A 17339-nucleotide genomic window follows, 5' to 3' on the forward strand; every position below is an offset into this window, starting at 1 on the left:
ATGACCATCCTGCTTCCTTCGACCCCGGCCGCTGCCGCGACCCACCGGCCCAGCGAGGGCTCGGTGCACTCCTGGGACCTGTCCACGGGGGTCGACGGCCCCGGGACCCGCTTCGTCACCTTCCTCTCCGGATGCCCGCTGACCTGTCTGTACTGCCACAACCCCGACACCTGGCGGATGCGGGCCGGCAAGCGCACCTCCGCCGCCGACGTCATCGCCGAGGCCCGCAAGTACACGCGGTTCATCTCCGCCTCGGGCGGCGGCGCCACCGTCTCCGGCGGCGAACCGCTGCTCCAGCCCGTCTTCGCGGGCGAACTGCTGCACCGGATGAAGCACGAGCTCGGGCTGCACACCGCCCTGGACACCTCCGGGTTCCTCGGCGTCCGGGCCACCCCCGCGCTGCTGCGCGATGTGGACCTGGTGCTCCTGGACGTCAAGTCATGGGACCGCGAGACCTACCGGAAGGTGACCGGGCGGCCGCTGCAGCCGACGCTGGACTTCGCCCGGCGCCTCGCCGACCTCGGCAAGGAGGTGCACCTGCGCTTCGTGCTGGTGCCGGGGCTGACCGACGCCCCGGAGAACGTCGAGGGCGTCGCCGCCTTCGCCGCGGGCCTCGGCAACGTCTCGCGGGTCGACGTCCTGCCCTTCCACAAGCTGGGGGAGGGGAAGTGGCGGGCGCTCGGCAAGGAGTTCACGCTGCACGACACCCCGTCGCCCACGGCGGAGCAGATCGCGCAGGCCAGGGCCGCCTTCGAGGCGCGGGGGCTGACGGCGGTCTGAGCCTTGCCGGACCTCACCCGACCGGCCTACCTCCGACTACGTCATAACGGGCCTAATCGGTACAAACCACCTAGCGTGGTGCTGTGTCCGAGCCCTCAGAAGCCCTCGCCGCGGAGCCGCCACCGCCCCCGCCCCCGTCCGTGCCTCCGCGTCCGGCCGAGCCGCCGCTGACGGGGACCCTCCCGCCGGCCGGCCCGTCCGTCACCGCACGGGCCACGCTCGCCGGCACGGTCGTCTCGCTCCTGCTCATCGCCGCGATCGTGCTGGGCAGCCGACTCCTGCGCGACTTCGACTCCGCGCTGCTCCCGTACGCCGTCGCCACCGTGTTCCTCGCCTTCGGCGTGGCCTACCGGTACACGGTCTGGGTCTCCGCTCCCGGCGCCCGGCGCCTGTTCAAGAAGGGCTTCGGCAGCTTCTTCTCCGCCGCGAACTTCCGCAAGGCCCCCACCGCCGTACCGCGGATGATCGCCACCTACCTCGGCTTCCAGAAGTTCCTCGGGGCCCGCTCGCGCTCCCGCTGGGCCGCCCACCAGCTGATCTTCTGGGGCTGCCTGCTGGCCGCCGCGATCACCTTCCCGCTCACCTGGGGCTGGTTCACCTTCACCTCCTCCACCGGCTCGGGACCCGGCTACGAGATGCGGATCTGGGGCTTCAAGATCCTCGGCTTCAACGCGCTGAACGTCGTCGGCTGGCTGATGTTCCACGGCCTGGACATCGCCGCCGTGCTCGTGATTCCCGGGGCCTCGTACTTCCTGTGGCGGCGGATGAAGGACCGCGGGGCCGTCACCGGCCAGCGCTTCGCCCACGACCTGCTGCCGCTGATCTGCCTGATCGTGATCTCGGTGACCGGGCTGCTGCTGACCTTCTCGTCGGTCTTCCTGCACGGCGGCGGATACGAGTTCCTGGCGCTGATGCACATGGTGTCGGTGGTGTTCACCCTCATCTACATCCCGTTCGGGAAGTTCTTCCACATCGTCCAGCGGCCCGCCGCCGTCGGCATGCAGCTGTTCAAGTACACGGCCCGCCAGGACGAGCAGGTCTTCGCCTGCAAGCGCTGCGGCGAGCCGGTCGACACCACCCCGTACGTCGAGAACCTGCGCGGCACCATGCAGGACCTCAAGCTCGACTTCAACGCCTTCGTCGAATACTGCCCGCGCTGCAAGCGGGTCCTGCGCGGCAACGCGTACCTCGCGCACGTCAAGAAGGGCTTCAAGTGACCGCGACGGACCCCGCCAAGCCGGCCGCGCTGCCCCTCGACCCGTCGATCGCCCCGCCCGGTACGCGCAACTTCCGCGATGCGGGCGGCATCCCGGCCGACCAGTGGCACGCCGACCAGAACGGCGAGACCCTCGTCCCCACCCACTGCTGCTTCTGCGGGGTGCAGTGCGGGATGTACCTGAGGGTGGACCGCGGCGGCAAGGTCTTCGGCGTCGAGCCCCGCAACCACGACATCAACCGGATGAGGCTGTGCCCCAAGGGCATCAACGCCTACCAGCAGGTCAACCACCCCGACCGGCTGACTGTGCCACTGATGCGCCGCTCCCGGGACGAGGAGTTCCGGGAGTGCTCCTGGGACGAGGCCCTCGACTTCACCGTCTCCGAGATCCGCCGCATCCAGGGCGCGTACGGGAACGACGCCTTCGGGCTGCTCGGCGGCGCCAGCCTGTTCTCCGAGAAGACGTACCTGGTCGGCAAGTTCGCCCGGGTGGCGCTCAAGACCAAGCACGTCGACTACAACGGCCGCCTGTGCATGGTCAGCGCCGCGGGCGCCAACAAGCTCGCCTTCGGCATCGACCGGGCCGGCAACCCCTTCTCCGACATCCTCCTCACGAACTGCCTGCTCATCGCCGGGTCGAACGTGGGGGAGTGCTTCCCCGTGATGACCCAGTACCTGTGGGGCGCACGGGACCGGGGTGCCACGCTGATCGTGGTCGACCCGCGCGAGACGGCCATCGCCCGCACCGCCGACATCCACGTCGCGATCAAGCCGGGTACCGACTCCGCCTTCTTCAACGCCGTCCTCCACGTGGTCGTCGCCGAGGGGCTGACCGACGAGGCCTACCTCGCCGCCCACGCCACCGGCTGGGACGAGGTCAAGGCAACCGTCGCGCAGTACCCGCCCGCCCGCTCCGCCGAGATCTGCGGGGTCCCCGCCGAGCAGATCATCCAGGTGGCGCGCGCCTTCGCCGGCGCGGGCAAGGCCATGGCCTGGCACGCCCGCGGCATCGAACACCACTCCCAGGGCGTCGAGAACTGCCTCTCCGTCATCAACCTGTGCGTCGCCACCGGCAACATCGGCAAGCCCGGCGCCGGCTACGGCACCATCACCGGCCAGGGCAACGGCCAGGGCGGGCGCGAACACGGGCAGAAGTCCGACCTCCTCCCCGGCGGCCGCTCCATCACCAACCCGGAACACCGGGCGCAGATCTGCCGGATCTGGGGCATCGAGGAATCCGAACTCCCCGGCGCCGGCACCTCCATGATGGAGATGGTCTGGCAGATGCAGCGGAAGGAGATCCGCGGTCTCATCGGCATCTGCAACAACCCCTTCGTCTCCCTCCCCAACTACGCGGTGGTCAAGGACGGCTACGACACCGCCGAGTTCCACGCCCAGTTCGACTTCTTCCTCTCCGAGACCGCGGCCAACGCCCACGTGGTCTTCCCCGTCACCACCTGGGCCGAGGACGAGGGCGTGATGGCCAACGCGGAGGCCCGCGTGGTCAAGCACAACAAGGCCCAGGAGCCCCCCGCCGGGGTGCGCACCGACACCTGGGTCATCTGCGAGCTGGCCCGCAGGCTCGGTGCCGGGCGCCACTTCGAGTTCCCGGGCTCCCGCGAGGTGTTCGAGGAGCTGCGGATCGCCTCAGCGGGCACGGTCAACGACTACTACGGCATCACCTACGACCGGCTGGAGGATACCGGCGGGATCGCCTGGCCCTGCCCGTCGACCGAGCACCCGGGCACACCCCGGCTGTTCGAGGACGGCCGGACCTACCACCCCGACGGAAAGATCCACCTCCAGGTCGTGGAGTGGCATCCGCCCATGGACGCCTACACCGACGAATTCCCCCTCTCGCTCACCACCGGCCGCACCGTCGCGCACTTCCTCTCCGGCAACCAGACCCGCCGCCTGGGCGCCCTCGTCGAGCAGACCCCGCGCCCCTGGGTGGAGGTCCACCCCTCGCACGGCTTCAGCAACGGCGACCCGGTCCGGGTGGTCACCCGCCGCGGCAGCGAGGTCTTCCCGGCCCTGGTCACCGAGGCCATCCGCCCCGACACCGTCTTCATCCCGTACCACTGGCCCGTCCCGACGGCCGCGAACGCCCTGACCATCGACGCCCTCGACCCGCGTTCGAAGATCCCCGAGTACAAGGTCTGCGCCGCCCGGATCGAGGCCGCCGAGCGGGTCGACGAGGTGCCCGCGCCGCCCACGGCCCCGGGCCACGAGGCCTACCCGGAGGCCCAGGCCTCCCGCACCGACCGCCTGCCTCCCACGTCCCCGCAGGGCCGTGGCACGGCGGAGAGGAGCTGACCCCGCCATGATGGGCCGCACGATCTTCATCGACCCGGGGCGCTGCATCGGCTGTCAGGCCTGCGTCTCCGCCTGCCGCGAATGCGATTCCCACCGCGGCAAATCGATGATCCACCTGGACTACACCGAGCCCGGCATGTCCGTCGCCTCCCTCCCGACCGTCTGCATGCACTGCGAGGACCCGGTCGCGCCCTGCGCCGAGGTCTGCCCCGCCGACGCGATCCTGGTGACCGCCGACGGCGTGGTCCAACAGGCCGACACCACCCGCTGCATCGGCTGCGCCAACTGCGTCAACGCCTGCCCCTTCGGCGTCCCGAAGATCGACCTCCAGGCGAAGCTCCAGATGAAGTGCAACCTCTGCTACGACCGCACCGCCTACGGCCTGGCCCCGATGTGCGCCACCGTCTGCCCGACCGGAGCCCTCTTCTACGGAACCCTCGAAGAGCTCCAGGCCGAGCGCCCCGGCGTACAGGTCGCCGACTCCTTCGCCTTCGGCGACGTCATGGTCAGCACCGGCGTCGCGATGGTGGTCCCCGCCGACAAGGTCCAGTGGCCCGTCCCCGGCGGCCTGCCCGTCGTCGAGATCAACGGAGTGGATGTCCGATGAGCCTCACCGAACCGCCCCCGCCCGCCACGGGACCGGAACTCGCGGGCGAGGACGCCGCCGAACGGCTGCGCGACCGGATCAGCGCCGACTCCCTCACCACCCGCCGCGACTACCTCCGGATCGTGGCCACCGTCTCCGGCGGCCTCGCCATCGGCGGTGTGGGCGTCGCCTCCGGCATCCTGCACCGGCACGGCGACAGCGAGACCCTGCCCCGGGCCAAGAAGGTCGCCGACCAGCTGGCGTCGGGCCAGTCCGTGGCCTTCCGCTTCCCCGGGGACGAGGACCGGGCCCTGGCCGTACGGCTGTCGGACGGCTCCCTCGTCGGCTACTCCGCCGTCTGTACCCACCTGGCCTGCGCCGTGCTGTGGCGCGAGGACCGGGGAGCCGACGGGGAGCTGTACTGCCCCTGCCACGAGGGCGTCTTCGACGCCCGCACCGGCGAGGTGACCGCCGGCCCGCCCCCGCGTCCCCTCCCCAGGATCTTCCTGACCGAGGAGGTCGACGGCAGCGTCTGGGCCGTCGCGACCGCCCGGTCGGGGGAGCCGGCGAGGGAAGCGCTGTGCCGGCAGTTCGGCGAGTCCCGCCCCGAGGCGGCCCGCAGGCTCGGCTGCGCCGGTGCCGACCGCGCCACCGAGAGCAGGCGGACATGAGCGACGGCCGCCTGCCCCCGCGCCCGGACTACCGACCGGGCAGTGCCCAGCCACGGCTGAACCGGCCGGTGCGGGAGCGGTATCCGCAGATCCGCCCCACCAGCGGCTACGGCGACCCGCGGATCCGGCACACGGGCCCCGGCCCCGGAGCCGGATCCGAACAGGAGCCGGAACGCTCCTCGAAGCTCAACGCCCGTCTGGCCCTGGCCCTCACGGTCGTGATCGGCCAGCTCTGGGCGCTGACGGTGACCGTCAACGAGTGGATGGAGGGCAACACCGGCACGGCCTGGTGGGGTGCGGGATTCCTGGTCCTGTCCTTCCTCGTCGTGCTGGGACTGTGGCTCCTCGACCCGAAGGACCGATGACCATGTCCATACCCACCCCCACCCCCACCCCCACGCCGTCCCCGGTGCGCTCGCACCGCCGCGAGACCTACAAGCCCGGTGCCACCATCGGAGACTGGCGGCCCGAGGACGAGGGATTCTGGCAGTCCACCGGCCGCACCGTCGCCCAGCGCAACCTCTGGGTCTCGATCCCGGCGCTGATGCTCGGCTTCGTGGTCTGGCAGGTCTGGTCGGTCACCGTGGTGAAGCTGAACGACGTGGGCTTCGGCTTCTCGAAGTCGCAGCTGTTCTGGCTGACCGCCATCCCGGGCATCACCGGCGGCACCTTCCGGATCCTCTACACCTTCATCGGGCCGATCTTCGGCGAGCGGAAGTTCACCTCGTTCAGCACGATCATCCTGATCGCCCCCATGCTCTGGCTGGGCTTCGCGCTCCAGGACACCGGCACCCCGTACTGGGAGCTGGCGCTGATCGCGGCCGTCTGCGGGATCGGCGGCGCCAACTTCGCCTCCTCGATGGCGAACATCGGCTTCTTCTTCCCCAAGCGGGAGAAGGGCAGTGCCAACGGCCTCAACGGAGGCCTCGGCAACCTCGGCGTGAGCGTGGTGCAGCTGGTCGCCCCGCTGGTGGTCACCGCCGCCGTACTGGGCGCGCCGGCGGGCGGTCCGCAGCACGACGCGAAGGAGAACACCGACATCTGGCTCCAGAACGGCGCGTTCCTCTGGGTGCCGCTGCTGGTGATCATGGCGCTGCTCGCCTGGTTCCTGATGAACGACCTCCGGGTGGCCGCGGCCCCCTTCAGCCAGCAGAAGATCATCTTCAAGCGCAAGCACAACTGGCTGATGACCTGGCTCTACGTCGGCACGTTCGGGTCCTTCATCGGCTTCGCCGCCGGCCTGCCCCTGCTGATCAAGAACAATTTCGAGGCGCAGGGCTACCAGGCGACCACCTATGCCTGGATCGGCCCGTTCGTCGGCGCTCTCACGCGCTGGGCCGGCGGCTGGCTCTCCGACAAGATGGGCGGCGCCAGGGTCACCATGCTGTCGTTCGTCGGCATGGCCGCGGCCCTGGTCGTGGTGATCTTCGCGCTGCCCTCGGGCGGCGACCAGGGCAGCTTCTGGGCGTTCTTCATCGGCTTCCTCGCCGCCTTCGCCTTCTCCGGCCTGGGCAACGGATCGACCTTCCGGCAGATCCCGGTGATCTTCCGCGACCAGCACATGCGGGAGGCCGAGGGCAAGGGGGCCGAGGCGCAGGCCGCGGCCCTGAAGCAGTCGGAGATGGAGGCGGGCGCCGTCACCGGCTTCTCCTCCGCCATCGCCGCCTACGGGTTCTTCTTCATCCCTGCGATGTTCGCGGCCATGGCCGTCACGAACGCGCTGTGGCTCTTCATCGGCTTCTACGCCACCTGCCTGGCCGTGTGCTGGTGGTTCTACGCCCGCCCGGGCGCCGAGGCCCCGAGCTGACCCCGGGCCGGGACCGGGACGGCAGCGGGGCCGCGGGCCGGGGCGGGTGCGGCCGTACTCTGGAGGCATGAGCAGCACCCCCGCCTCCGACCCCCACTCCCCGCAGCCGCAGGCCCGGCCCGAGGCCGCCCCCGCGGCGCGGCCCAAGCCCCGGCTCGTCTTCGACGACCCGCTGGACCAGCAGTCCTCGGACGACACCGACCGCGGGTGGGGCGAGCGGCCGGCCTCCGCCGGGAGCGCGGCCGACCTGGCCCGCTTCCTCGACGAGAAGCCGCCGCACCACGTCTGACCTGTCAGTACCCGGAGCCGGGGTGGCCGGGGTGACCGCTCTGGCCGCCCTGGTTCCCGTACCCGGCCTGGCCGGCGTGTCCGGCCTGGCCGTACTGACCGTTCTGGTGGGCGCGCTGGGCGACCAGCTCGTCCCGGATCTCCTTGAGGACCACCAGCTCGGTGATCTCCATGGTCTCCTGGACGCCCTCCTTGGCCCTGCGGCGCTGCTCCACCTTGGCCAGGTACTTCGCCATCGGCAGCACCATCAGGAAGTAGACGACCGCGGCGGTGATCAGGAAGGTCAGCGCGGCGTTCAGCACCGAGCCCCACAGGATGTTCACTCCGATGGCATCCCCCTTCGCGTCGATGCCGCAGGGGCCCTTCAGGCAGGACGTGTAGCCGTCCAGGCTCTTGGTCCCCACGGCGCCGACCAGCGGACTGATGATCCCCTTCACCACCGAGTTCACGATGTTCGTGAACGCGGCGCCGATGACGACCGCCACCGCCAGGTCGACCACGTTGCCGCGCATCAGGAAGGCCTTGAAGCCCGCCAGGACGCTCTCCTTCTTCTGCTCGCTCACCACTGAGCCTCTCTTCGAATCCGCCGAACATGGAGCCAACGGTTCCGAAAGCTACGGCAGTCCGGGCCCGGCGTGTCCAATCGGGGCCCGGCTTGTGATGACTTGACCGAACGCCAGTGCGATTCGTCCCGGTCCGGTTCAGCACAGTGTCACCGCCAGCCGTGCCGCCGCGCCCGCCCCGACGAGGGCCCGCGCGGTGTCCCGGGGCACCGACAGGACGACCAGCGCCCCGGCGTCCGCGACACCCTTCTCCGGAGCGGGCACTTCGGCCACGCGCGCGCCCGCGGCCACCACCCGCGGCGGGCCCGCGCGCTCCGCCGCGACCACATCCACCCGGTCCCCGGGCCGCAACAGCCGCACCGTCGCCGCGTCCGCGATGCGCACCGGAGCCGAGACCCACCGCACCGCCACCGGCGGCGCCTTCACCTCCGTCGGCGCGGCGCCCCGCGAGGCCTGGGCGGCCTCCGTTCCACCCACCACGGCCAGTGCGGCCGCCAGGACGGCCAGTCCGCCCGAAGCGGCACGCCGCCGGCGCCGCACGGCCCGGCGCAGCCGGTCTCCGCCCCGGCCGACGCGAAGCGGCGCAAAGGGCGGGACCGGGCGCGCGGGGGGACAGGTGGAAGGAACGGGAGGACTGGAAGGAGCGGAAGAACGAGAAGGAGAGGAAGGACCGGGAGGAGAGGAGAAACACGAGGGCTTGGACATGACGGCCACCACCGGTGAATCGGGTTCCGGAGCCCGGACCCAGCGCCCGGACATCCCCCACGATCCGCCGCCCCGCCCCATCCCGCTCACGGCTGTGGACGATCCCCAGCCTGTGGACAACCCCGTCACCCACACGAATGAGCGGACGTCGGGCTCCGGCGATCTCCCCGGCCCGTACGCGGCGCCGCGCGACGCGGTTCCGTACGTGTGAGGGCGTCAGAGCAGCGTCAGAGCGCCGTGGGGGTCCGCGTGGCGGCGAACCGAGCCACCGCGTCCCGGAGCCTGTCGAGGAACCCGCGCAGGTCGTCCGTCACGGGCTCGAACCCGCTGTCCGCCGAGGCGGCCCGCGAGCGGTGCACGCCGCCGTCGGGTCCGATGGCGTACAGGATTCCGCCGCCGTCGCTCGCGAAGACGAAGGCGTCACCGGCGGCTCCGCCCGCGGCGTCGAGCTCCACGCGGTCGTCGAGGGCCGTGTCCGCCGGGTGGACGAAGAAGGCGTTGCCGATGTCCGACAGGACCACCTCGTCGATCACGCCGTAGAACGTCAGCAGATCGGCCGCGACCCCGGGGGCCCCGGGGCGGCCCGGCGAGGCGTCCCCGCGGTCCGGGCGGCCGGCCGGGACGACCTCGTTCCGACCGGGCGGGAAGGGGTAGTACGTGTCGAAGGCCGCGAGGACACTGTCCACCTGCGCCGTGACGTCCGCGGCCCAGGTCCGGACCCAGGCCGCGTCGAGGGCGTCCGCGGTCACGGCAGTTCGATGCCCAGGTCCCAGCCGTCGTGGGCGTGGGTGCACAGGCAGGCGCGGGATTCCGTCGGGGGCAGGGCCGACACCGCGTCGAAGAGGACCTCGCGCAGGCGGCCGACGTTCTCGCCGAACACCTTCAGGACCTCGGTGTGGGACACGCCCTCACCCGTCTCCGCACCCGCGTCCAGGTCGGTGACCAGCGCCATCGAGGTGTAGCAGAGCCCCAGCTCGCGGGCGAGGACCGCCTCCGGGTGGCCCGTCATCCCGACGACCGACCAGCCCATCGCCGCGTGCCACTTCGATTCGGCGCGCGTCGAGAAGCGGGGGCCCTCGATGACGACCATCGTGCCGCCGTCCACCGGCTCCCACTCCCGGCCGCGCGCCGCCGCCAGCGCCACCGAGCGGCCCACCGGGCAGTACGGGTCGGCGAAGGTGGTGTGCACGACGTTCGGCACCGTCCCTCCCCCAGAGCCTTCGGCCTGGGAGGTGCCCCCAGGCAGCGGCTCCCCGTCGAAGAAGGTCTGGGCGCGGGACTTCGTACGGTCGACCAGCTGGTCGGGAACGAGCAGCGTGCCCGGACCGTACTCGGTGCGCAGGCCGCCGACCGCGCACGGGCCGAGCACCTGGCGCACGCCCACCGAGCGCAGCGCCCACAGGTTGGCCCGGTAGTTGATCTTGTGGGGCGGGACCTTGTGGCTGCGGCCGTGCCGGGGGAGGAACGCGACCTGGCGCCCGGCCAGCTCGCCGAGGAAAAGGGAGTCGCTCGGGGGCCCGTACGGGGTGTCCACCTCGACCTCGGAGACGTCGTCCAGGAAGGAGTAGAAGCCCGAGCCGCCGATGACACCGATCTCTGCGTTAGCCATGCCGCCACCCTAACCGGGCATGCGCAAGGCCCCGCCGCCCGGAAGGGCGGCGGGGCCTTACGAAGATCTGACGGGGCCGGGGATCAGGCGGCCGACGTGGAGCCGGTGCTCGTGCTCGACGTCGAGGACGACGAAGAAGCGGCCGGAGCGGCGGCGGACGTCGACGGCTTCGAGGCGGCAGGCGTGCTGCTCGACGAAGCGCCGCGGCTGTCGTTCCGGTAGAAACCGGAGCCCTTGAAGACGATGCCGACCGCGGAGAACACCTTCTTCAGGCGTCCGTGGCAGTTCGGGCACTCGGTCAGTGCGTCATCGGTGAACTTCTGCACGGCCTCAAGGCCCTCACCGCACTCGGTGCACTGGTACTGGTAGGTCGGCACGAATTTCCTCCTGGCACTCTGACTCGATGAGTGCTAACGACGTTCCATGGTGACGTATTCCGGCCGATCAGTCCACCGTCACCGGCACGCGGTGACCGACACCACGCTCGTTCACCCGCGCAGCAGGGGCCTCGGGAGCACCCTCGGCGGTCGATCCCGCCGAGGAGTTGATGATCCGGCTCGGGGCCTTGGGGGCCAGGCTCGAGCGCAGCGCGAGCAGGGTCGCCAGGGCCAGCACGGTGCCCGCCATGGGCACCAGGAAGCCGTACGAGGACCCGTGCGCGTCCGTGAGCCGGCCGGCCAGGGTCACGGCGGTGGCCTGGCCGAAGGCGACGGCGCCGGTCAGCCAGGTGAAGGCCTCGGTCCGGGCGTTCGCCGGGATCAGGGACTCGATCATCGTGTAGCCGGTGATCAGGGCCGGGGCGATGCACAGGCCGACGACCAGGCCGAGCGCGCCCAGCAGGATCATCGAGTGCGCGGTCCACAGGACCGAGGCGGCCACGGTGAGGCCGGCGTAGCCGAGCAGCAGCCGGCGGCGCGGGCCGATCTTCCAGGCGATGGCGCCGCAGGCGATGCCCGCGGTCATGTTGCCGGCCGCGAAGATGCCGTACAGCAGGCCGTTGGCGCCCGGGTTGCCGATCTCGTTGGAGAAGGCGGCCAGCGACACCTGCATGCCGCCGAAGACGGCGCCGATGCCGAGGAAGGCCACGATCAGGACGCGCAGGCCCGGGAAGGACAGTGCGGAGGCGTGCTTCTCGCCGGCGGCCGGGGCGGCGTGCACCTTGGGCTGGGTGGCGCGCTGGGCGGCGAAGACCAGACCGCCGGCCAGCGTCAGCACGGCCTCGGTGATCAGGCCGGCGGCCGGGTGGACGCCGGTGCACAGCGCGGTGGCCAGCACCGGGCCGACGACGAAGGTGAACTCGTCGGTGACGGACTCGAACGCGGCCGCGGTCGGCAGCAGCGGGGAGCCTTCCAGCTTGGCGGCCCAGCGGGCTCGGACCATCGGCCCGACCTGCGGGACGGAGGCGCCGGCGGGGACGGCCGCCAGAGCCAGCGCCCACACGGGAGCGCCCAGCAGCGCGAGCGCCACGAGGGTGCTGACGGCGGCGGAGTGCATGAGGACGACGGGGACCAGTACGGCGCTCTGGCCGCGGCGGTCGGTGAGCTTGCCCATCACCGGGGCGGACAGCGCCATCGAGACGCCGGTGACGGCCGCGACGATGCCGGCGCTGCCGTAGGAGCCGGTGGTGTGCTGGACGAGCAGCAGAATGCTGATGGTCAGCATTCCGAAGGGGAGCCGGGCGGCGAATCCCGGGAGAACGAAGCCGATGGCGCCGGGCGTGCGCAGGAGCTGCCCGTAACCGGGGCGTGCGGACTTGTCGGTCGTGACCGCGGATGTCACGGCCTGGCCTTTCCGCTGCCTGGTAGAGCGTCCCCGTCTGCGGACGGTGTGCCGCCTTGTGAGCGACCGCACCCGTACATGTGGGAGCCCCGAGAGCTGTCCTCTTGCGCAGAACCGAGTGATACCTGGGCGCCCACTGCGGGAGGGAGCCACGGCCGCTTTGCGGTCGCGCCAGCTCTGCGTCAGGCAGAGTTGGTTCGATGTGGTGTGCCTTAATCGTACAGGCAGACCGGGTGTGTGTCCTGTGATTCCGGCGACATGCAGTGTCTTCACCTGCGATTAACTGGAAGTTCGCATTCCGGAGCCAGTGAAAGCGGGGTGAAACGGCCCGCAAACCCCGAAAACACAGAATTAGAACGACACTCTAACGCTCTGTTGAAGTCAGGTCGGGGCCACGCGGACCCCGCCCGCCCCCGCTCAGCCGCCGTTCGAGCCCGTCCCGAGCCATCCGGCCAGCTTGCCGCCCCGCGCCACCGCCCGCAGCCGGGCCTCCGCCGCGTCCCGTACCGGATCCGTGGCCACCACCAGCAGCTCGTCCCCGCGCCGCAGCACCGTGGACGGCAGCGGTACGAAGCTCTTCGCGTCGCGGACCACCAGCGTCACCGAAGCCCCCGGCGGCAGCCGCAGCTCGCTCACCTCGACGCCGTGCATCCGCGAGGCCTCGGGGATGGCGAAGGACAGCAGGTGCCCGCGCAGCTTCTCCAGCGGCGCCGACTCGATCCCCAGGTCGGCGGCGCCCGCGTCGGAGTCGCCGAGCTCCAGCTTCCGTGCGAGCCAGGGCAGGGTCGGGCCCTGGACCAGGGTGTAGACGACGACCAGCACGAAGACGATGTTGAAGACGCGGTCGCTGCCCTCGATCCCGGTCACCATCGGGATGGTCGCCAAGATGATGGGGACGGCGCCGCGCAGCCCCGCCCACGACATCAGGGCCTGCTCCTGCCAGGGCAGCCGGAAGGGCAGCAGGCTGACGAAGACCTCCAGCGGCCGCGCCACCATCGTCAGCACCAGCCCGATGACCACCGCCGGCCAGAAGTCCCCCGCCAGCTCGTGCGGGGTGACCAGCAGCCCGAGCAGGACGAACATGCCGATCTGGGCGATCCAGCCGAGCCCGTCCGCGAACCCCCGGGTCGCCGGCCAGTGCGGGAGCTTCGCGTTCCCGAGCACCATCGCCGCCAGGTACACGGCCAGGAAGCCGGAGCCGTGCGCGAGCGCGCCGGCCGCGTACGCCGACACCGCGATCGCCATCACGGCGATCGGGTAGAGGCCGGAGGCGGGCAGCGCCACGTGCCGCAGGCCGTACGCCCCCAGGAAGCCCACGGACAGGCCGATCGCGACGCCGATCGCCAGCTCGAGGGCGATCTTGCCGACCAGGACGTACCACTGGTCCACCGGGCCGACCGTCGCGAAGGCGACGACCAGGATGACGACGGGGGCGTCGTTGAAGCCCGACTCGGCCTCCAGCACGCCCGTGATCCGGGAGGGCAGCGGCACCTTGCGCAGCACCGAGAAGACGGCCGCGGCGTCGGTCGAGGAGACGACCGCGCCGATCAGCAGGGCCTGCCGCCAGTCCAGCCCGACCAGGTAGTGCGCGCCCGCGGCCGTGACGCCGACGCTGATCGCGACGCCGACCAACGACAGCACGATCGCGGCCGGCAGGGCCGGTTTGATCTGTTTCCACTTGGTGCCCAGACCACCCTCGGCGAGGATCACGACGAGCGCGGCGTAGCCGATGACCTGTGTCAGCTCGGCATTGTCGAATACGACGTTGCCTATGCCGTCCTGGCCTATCGCTATGCCTATGCCGAGGTAGATGAGCAGGCTGGGGAGGCCGCTGCGTGAAGAGACGCGCACCGCCGCGACGGCGACGAGCAGCACGAGCGAGCAGACCAGCAGGAGCTCATTGAGCGTGTGGACGGTCAGCGGGCGGCCCTTTCCTCAAGTCGCCCGGCGGAACGTTCCTCCAGGCGACAAGTCCGGCAAGATCGGCAGGTACTTCGTTACCTTACCTAATATTTGACGCGCCCTTTACGCGATAACCACATTGTGAAACGCCTGTTCGGCCCTGTCATCGTCACCTCGACCCCTGGCGGATCAACGCACCCGGTCCTGCGCCTATGGTTGCTCCCAGCACTCCCAGGACCACCCTGCCCCTCTAAGGACAGCGATGCCCGCCAACGAAACCGCCCCTCCCGTCAAGAAGAGGGGACGACGCGCCCGTCTGATCGTGCTCGTGCTGGTCCTGGCGCTCCTCGCGGGCTTCGGGTACGGGACGTACTGGAGCATGGACAACGTCCGCGCCTCGTTCCCCCAGGCCACCGGAACCCTCAAGGTCCCCGGCCTGACCGGGACCGTCGAGGTCAAGCGCGACTCCCACGGCATTCCCCAGCTCTACGCCGACAACGACGACGACCTCTTCCGCGCCCAGGGCTTCGTCCACGCCCAGGACCGCTTCTGGGAGATGGACGTCCGCCGCCACATGACCTCCGGCCGGCTCTCCGAGATGTTCGGTCCCGACCAGGTCGAGACCGACGCCTTCCTGCGCACGCTCGGCTGGCGCCAGGTCGCGCAGGCCGAGTACGACACGAAGCTGTCGGCCGAGACGAAGAAGTACCTGCAGGCCTACGCCGACGGGGTCAACGCGTACCTGAAGGGGAAGTCCGGCAAGGACCTCTCCGTCGAGCACTCCGCCCTCAAGCTCAGCGACGACTACGAGCCCGAGCAGTGGACCCCGGTGGACTCGGTGGCCTGGCTCAAGGCGATGGCCTGGGACCTGCGCGGCAACATGCAGGACGAGATCGACCGCGCGCTGATGTCCAACAAGCTCACGCAGGCGCAGATCGACGAGCTGTACCCGCCCTACCCCTTCGACCGGAACAAGCCGATCGTCGACGCGGGCAAGATCGAGGGCGGGAAGTACGCCCCCCAGGGCGCGGCCGCCGGCTCCCCGGGCCAGGGCTCCGGCAAGGGCTCCGGCGGCGGCAGCACCACCGGCTCGCAGGCCTCGGCCAACGCCTCGCAGGACCCCGCCGCCCCCGTCGCGCCCACCGGCCTCGCGGACGGCACCACCGCCCAGGGCGCGACCGTGGGCCTGCGCACCTCGCTGACCTCCCTCGCCAAGACCCTGGACAAGGTTCCCGCGATCCTCGGCCCCAACGGCAGCGGCATCGGCTCGAACTCCTGGGTCGTCTCCGGCCAGTACACGACCACCGGCAAGCCGCTGCTCGCGAACGACCCGCACCTGTCCCCGCAGCTGCCCTCGGTCTGGTACCAGATGGGCCTGCACTGCCGCGCGGTCTCCAACCAGTGCAAGTACGACGTCGCCGGCTACACCTTCTCGGGCATGCCCGGCGTGGTCATCGGCCACAACGCCGACATCGCCTGGGGCATGACCAACCTCGGCGCCGACGTCACCGACCTCTACCTGGAGCAGGTCAAGCCCGAGGGCTACGTCTACGACAACAAGGTGGTCCCCTTCACGACCCGCGAAGAGGTCATCAAGATCGCGGGCGGCAAGAGCAAGAAGATCACCGTCCGCACCACCAACAACGGCCCGCTGATCTCCGACCGCAGCGACGAGCTCGGTACGGTCGGCAGCCGCGCCCCCGTCTCCAGCTCGGCCCCCGACCGCGGCAACGGCTACGCCGTCGCCCTGCGCTGGACCGCCCTGGACCCCGGCAAATCGATGGACGCGGTCTTCGGCATCAACCGGGCCAAGGACTTCGCGGGCTTCCGCGCCGCCGCCCGCGACTTCGAGGTGCCGTCCCAGAACCTGATCTACGCCGACACCAAGGGCAACATCGGCTACCAGGCCCCGGGCCGCATCCCGATCCGCGGCGCCGGCGACGGCCGCATGCCGGCCCCCGGCTGGGACTCCAAGTACGCCTGGAAGGGCGGCAAGGACGGCAACGCGGGCTACGTCCCGCAGGACGAGATGCCGTACGACTACAACCCGGCGCGCGGCTACATCGTCACCGCGAACCAGGCGGTCGTCGAGAGCGGGACCGGCGCCGGCAAGTACCCGTACACGCTGACCACCGACTGGGGCTACGGCGCCCGCAGCCAGCGGATCAACGACCTCATCGAGGCGAAGATCAAGGACAGCGGCAAGATCTCCACCGACGACATGCGCACCATGCAGATGGACAACAGCAGCGAGATCGCCGCGCTGCTGACCCCGATGCTGGCCAAGATCGAGGTCTCGGACCCGGACGTGCGCTCCGCGCAGAAGCTGCTGGAGGGCTGGAACTACACCCAGGAGCCCGACTCGGCGGCGGCCGCGTACTTCAACGCGGTCTGGCGCAACATCCTCAAGCTGTCCTTCGGCGACAAGATGCCGAAGGAGCTGCGGATCGAGGGCAGCTGCATGAACGTCCAGGAGGAGAGCAGCGGTCCGGTCGACGACCTGGCCAAGACGGTCCGCGAGTGCGGTGCCCGCGACGCGGACTCGGCGCAGCCGGACGGCGGCGACCGCTGGTTCGAGGTGGTCCGCCGCCTGGTCAAGGACGAGAAGTCGGCCTGGTGGCAGACGCCGGCCGCCCGCAACCAGCCGGCGACCGCCACCCGCGACCAGCTGTTCGCGCGGGCCATGAAGGACGCCCGCTGGGAGCTGACCGCCAAGCTCGGCAAGGACCAGTCCACCTGGAGCTGGGGCCGCCTGCACCAGCTGACGCTGAAGAACCAGACCATCGGCACCGCGGGCCCCGGCTTCATGCAGTACCTCCTCAACCGGGGCCCGTGGAACCTGGGCGGCGGCGAGGCCACCGTGAACGCGACCGGCTGGAACGCCTCCAGCGGGTACGGGGTCACCTGGGTCCCGTCGATGCGCATGGTCGTGAACCTCAACGACCTGGACAAGTCGCGCTGGATCAACCTGACCGGCGCCTCGGGCCACGCGTACCACGACAACTACTACGACCAGACGGACATGTGGGCCAAGGGCGAGCTGCTGGACTGGTCCTTCGGCAAGGAGGCCGTGGACAAGGCGACCACGGAGACCTTGACGCTCAAGCCGTGACGGCC

At 70.8% G+C, this 17339-nt stretch carries 16 protein-coding genes; 9 read left to right on the top strand and 7 right to left on the bottom strand.

Going from position 1 to position 17339, the window contains the following annotated elements; translation table 11 throughout:
* From pflA to ACFYZS_RS28815, 8 genes are all read left to right on the top strand, one after another.
* Positions 1-780 carry a pyruvate formate-lyase-activating protein gene (gene pflA, locus ACFYZS_RS28780; RefSeq protein ID WP_389018592.1) on the top strand — a complete coding sequence of 260 codons (780 nt, stop codon included), beginning with the start codon at positions 1-3 and terminating at the stop codon, positions 778-780.
* Positions 781-863: 83 nt separating this feature from the next.
* The gene (locus ACFYZS_RS28785) at positions 864-1997 is read left to right on the top strand and encodes an MFS transporter (RefSeq protein WP_389018595.1); all 1134 of its coding nucleotides are present in this window, start codon (positions 864-866) and stop codon (positions 1995-1997) included.
* The gene (locus ACFYZS_RS28790) at positions 1994-4312 is read left to right on the top strand and encodes a molybdopterin oxidoreductase family protein (RefSeq protein WP_389018598.1); all 2319 of its coding nucleotides are present in this window, start codon (positions 1994-1996) and stop codon (positions 4310-4312) included. Before ACFYZS_RS28785 ends, ACFYZS_RS28790 begins: the two co-directional genes overlap by 4 nt.
* A 7-nt stretch (positions 4313-4319) precedes the next feature.
* A complete protein-coding gene (locus tag ACFYZS_RS28795) occupies positions 4320-4919 on the top strand; it encodes a 4Fe-4S dicluster domain-containing protein (RefSeq protein WP_030865674.1) in 600 nt (199 codons plus the stop codon).
* A complete protein-coding gene (locus ACFYZS_RS28800; protein ID WP_389018602.1) occupies positions 4916-5569 on the top strand; it encodes a ubiquinol-cytochrome c reductase iron-sulfur subunit in 654 nt (217 codons plus the stop codon). Before ACFYZS_RS28795 ends, ACFYZS_RS28800 begins: the two co-directional genes overlap by 4 nt.
* A complete protein-coding gene (locus ACFYZS_RS28805) occupies positions 5566-5934 on the top strand; it encodes a hypothetical protein (protein ID WP_389018605.1) in 369 nt (122 codons plus the stop codon). Before ACFYZS_RS28800 ends, ACFYZS_RS28805 begins: the two co-directional genes overlap by 4 nt.
* Positions 5935-5936: 2 nt before the next feature.
* Positions 5937-7376 (top strand): NarK family nitrate/nitrite MFS transporter, encoded by a 1440-nt coding sequence (locus tag ACFYZS_RS28810; protein ID WP_389018608.1) that lies wholly within the window; start codon positions 5937-5939, stop codon positions 7374-7376.
* Positions 7377-7443: 67 nt separating this feature from the next.
* A complete protein-coding gene (locus ACFYZS_RS28815; RefSeq protein ID WP_389018611.1) occupies positions 7444-7665 on the top strand; it encodes a hypothetical protein in 222 nt (73 codons plus the stop codon).
* A 4-nt stretch (positions 7666-7669) separates the two neighbouring features.
* Here the strand turns inward: ACFYZS_RS28815 and mscL are convergent, their stop codons facing one another.
* From mscL to ACFYZS_RS28850, 7 genes are all read right to left on the bottom strand, one after another.
* On the bottom strand, positions 7670-8227 hold the full coding sequence (gene mscL / locus ACFYZS_RS28820) for a large conductance mechanosensitive channel protein MscL (RefSeq protein ID WP_389018613.1): 558 nt from the start codon (positions 8225-8227) through the stop codon (positions 7670-7672).
* A 138-nt stretch (positions 8228-8365) separates the two neighbouring features.
* Positions 8366-8704, bottom strand: a complete 339-nt coding sequence (locus ACFYZS_RS28825) for a hypothetical protein (RefSeq protein WP_389018617.1) — start codon at positions 8702-8704, stop codon at positions 8366-8368.
* Between the two features lie 455 nt (positions 8705-9159).
* Entirely contained in the window at positions 9160-9681 is a 522-nt protein-coding gene (locus ACFYZS_RS28830) for a hypothetical protein (RefSeq protein WP_389018619.1), read from the bottom strand.
* Positions 9678-10541, bottom strand: a complete 864-nt coding sequence (locus ACFYZS_RS28835) for an S-methyl-5'-thioadenosine phosphorylase (RefSeq protein WP_389018622.1) — start codon at positions 10539-10541, stop codon at positions 9678-9680. The genes ACFYZS_RS28830 and ACFYZS_RS28835 overlap by 4 nt, the downstream gene beginning before the upstream one ends.
* 83 nt (positions 10542-10624) lie before the next feature.
* Positions 10625-10918: an FmdB family zinc ribbon protein gene (locus tag ACFYZS_RS28840; protein ID WP_389018625.1), complete on the bottom strand. Its 294-nt coding sequence runs from the start codon at positions 10916-10918 to the stop codon at positions 10625-10627.
* 67 nt (positions 10919-10985) lie between these two features.
* A complete protein-coding gene (locus tag ACFYZS_RS28845; protein ID WP_389018627.1) occupies positions 10986-12320 on the bottom strand; it encodes an MFS transporter in 1335 nt (444 codons plus the stop codon).
* A 417-nt stretch (positions 12321-12737) separates the two neighbouring features.
* Positions 12738-14195: a potassium/proton antiporter gene (locus tag ACFYZS_RS28850; protein ID WP_389018630.1), complete on the bottom strand. Its 1458-nt coding sequence runs from the start codon at positions 14193-14195 to the stop codon at positions 12738-12740.
* A gap of 289 nt (positions 14196-14484) precedes the next feature.
* Between ACFYZS_RS28850 and ACFYZS_RS28855 the strand changes: the two genes are divergently transcribed.
* Positions 14485-17334: a penicillin acylase family protein gene (locus ACFYZS_RS28855; protein WP_389018633.1), complete on the top strand. Its 2850-nt coding sequence runs from the start codon at positions 14485-14487 to the stop codon at positions 17332-17334.
* Positions 17335-17339: the final 5 nt, after the last annotated feature.

The organism is Streptomyces sp. NPDC001903, assembly GCF_042891345.1.
Classification (GTDB): Bacteria; Actinomycetota; Actinomycetes; order Streptomycetales; family Streptomycetaceae; genus Streptomyces.

What these genes read in the sequence shown, in the direction of transcription:
- pflA (WP_389018592.1), top strand. Translation starts at nt 1, where the DNA reads ATGACCATCCTGCTTCCTTCGACCCCGGCCGCTGCCGCGACCCACCGG.
- ACFYZS_RS28795 (WP_030865674.1), top strand. Translation starts at nt 4,320, where the DNA reads ATGATGGGCCGCACGATCTTCATCGACCCGGGGCGCTGCATCGGCTGT.
- ACFYZS_RS28800 (WP_389018602.1), top strand. Translation starts at nt 4,916, where the DNA reads ATGAGCCTCACCGAACCGCCCCCGCCCGCCACGGGACCGGAACTCGCG.
- ACFYZS_RS28805 (WP_389018605.1), top strand. Translation starts at nt 5,566, where the DNA reads ATGAGCGACGGCCGCCTGCCCCCGCGCCCGGACTACCGACCGGGCAGT.
- ACFYZS_RS28810 (WP_389018608.1), top strand. Translation starts at nt 5,937, where the DNA reads ATGTCCATACCCACCCCCACCCCCACCCCCACGCCGTCCCCGGTGCGC.
- ACFYZS_RS28815 (WP_389018611.1), top strand. Translation starts at nt 7,444, where the DNA reads ATGAGCAGCACCCCCGCCTCCGACCCCCACTCCCCGCAGCCGCAGGCC.
- ACFYZS_RS28835 (WP_389018622.1), bottom strand. Translation starts at nt 10,541, where the DNA reads ATGGCTAACGCAGAGATCGGTGTCATCGGCGGCTCGGGCTTCTACTCC.
- ACFYZS_RS28855 (WP_389018633.1), top strand. Translation starts at nt 14,485, where the DNA reads ATGCCCGCCAACGAAACCGCCCCTCCCGTCAAGAAGAGGGGACGACGC.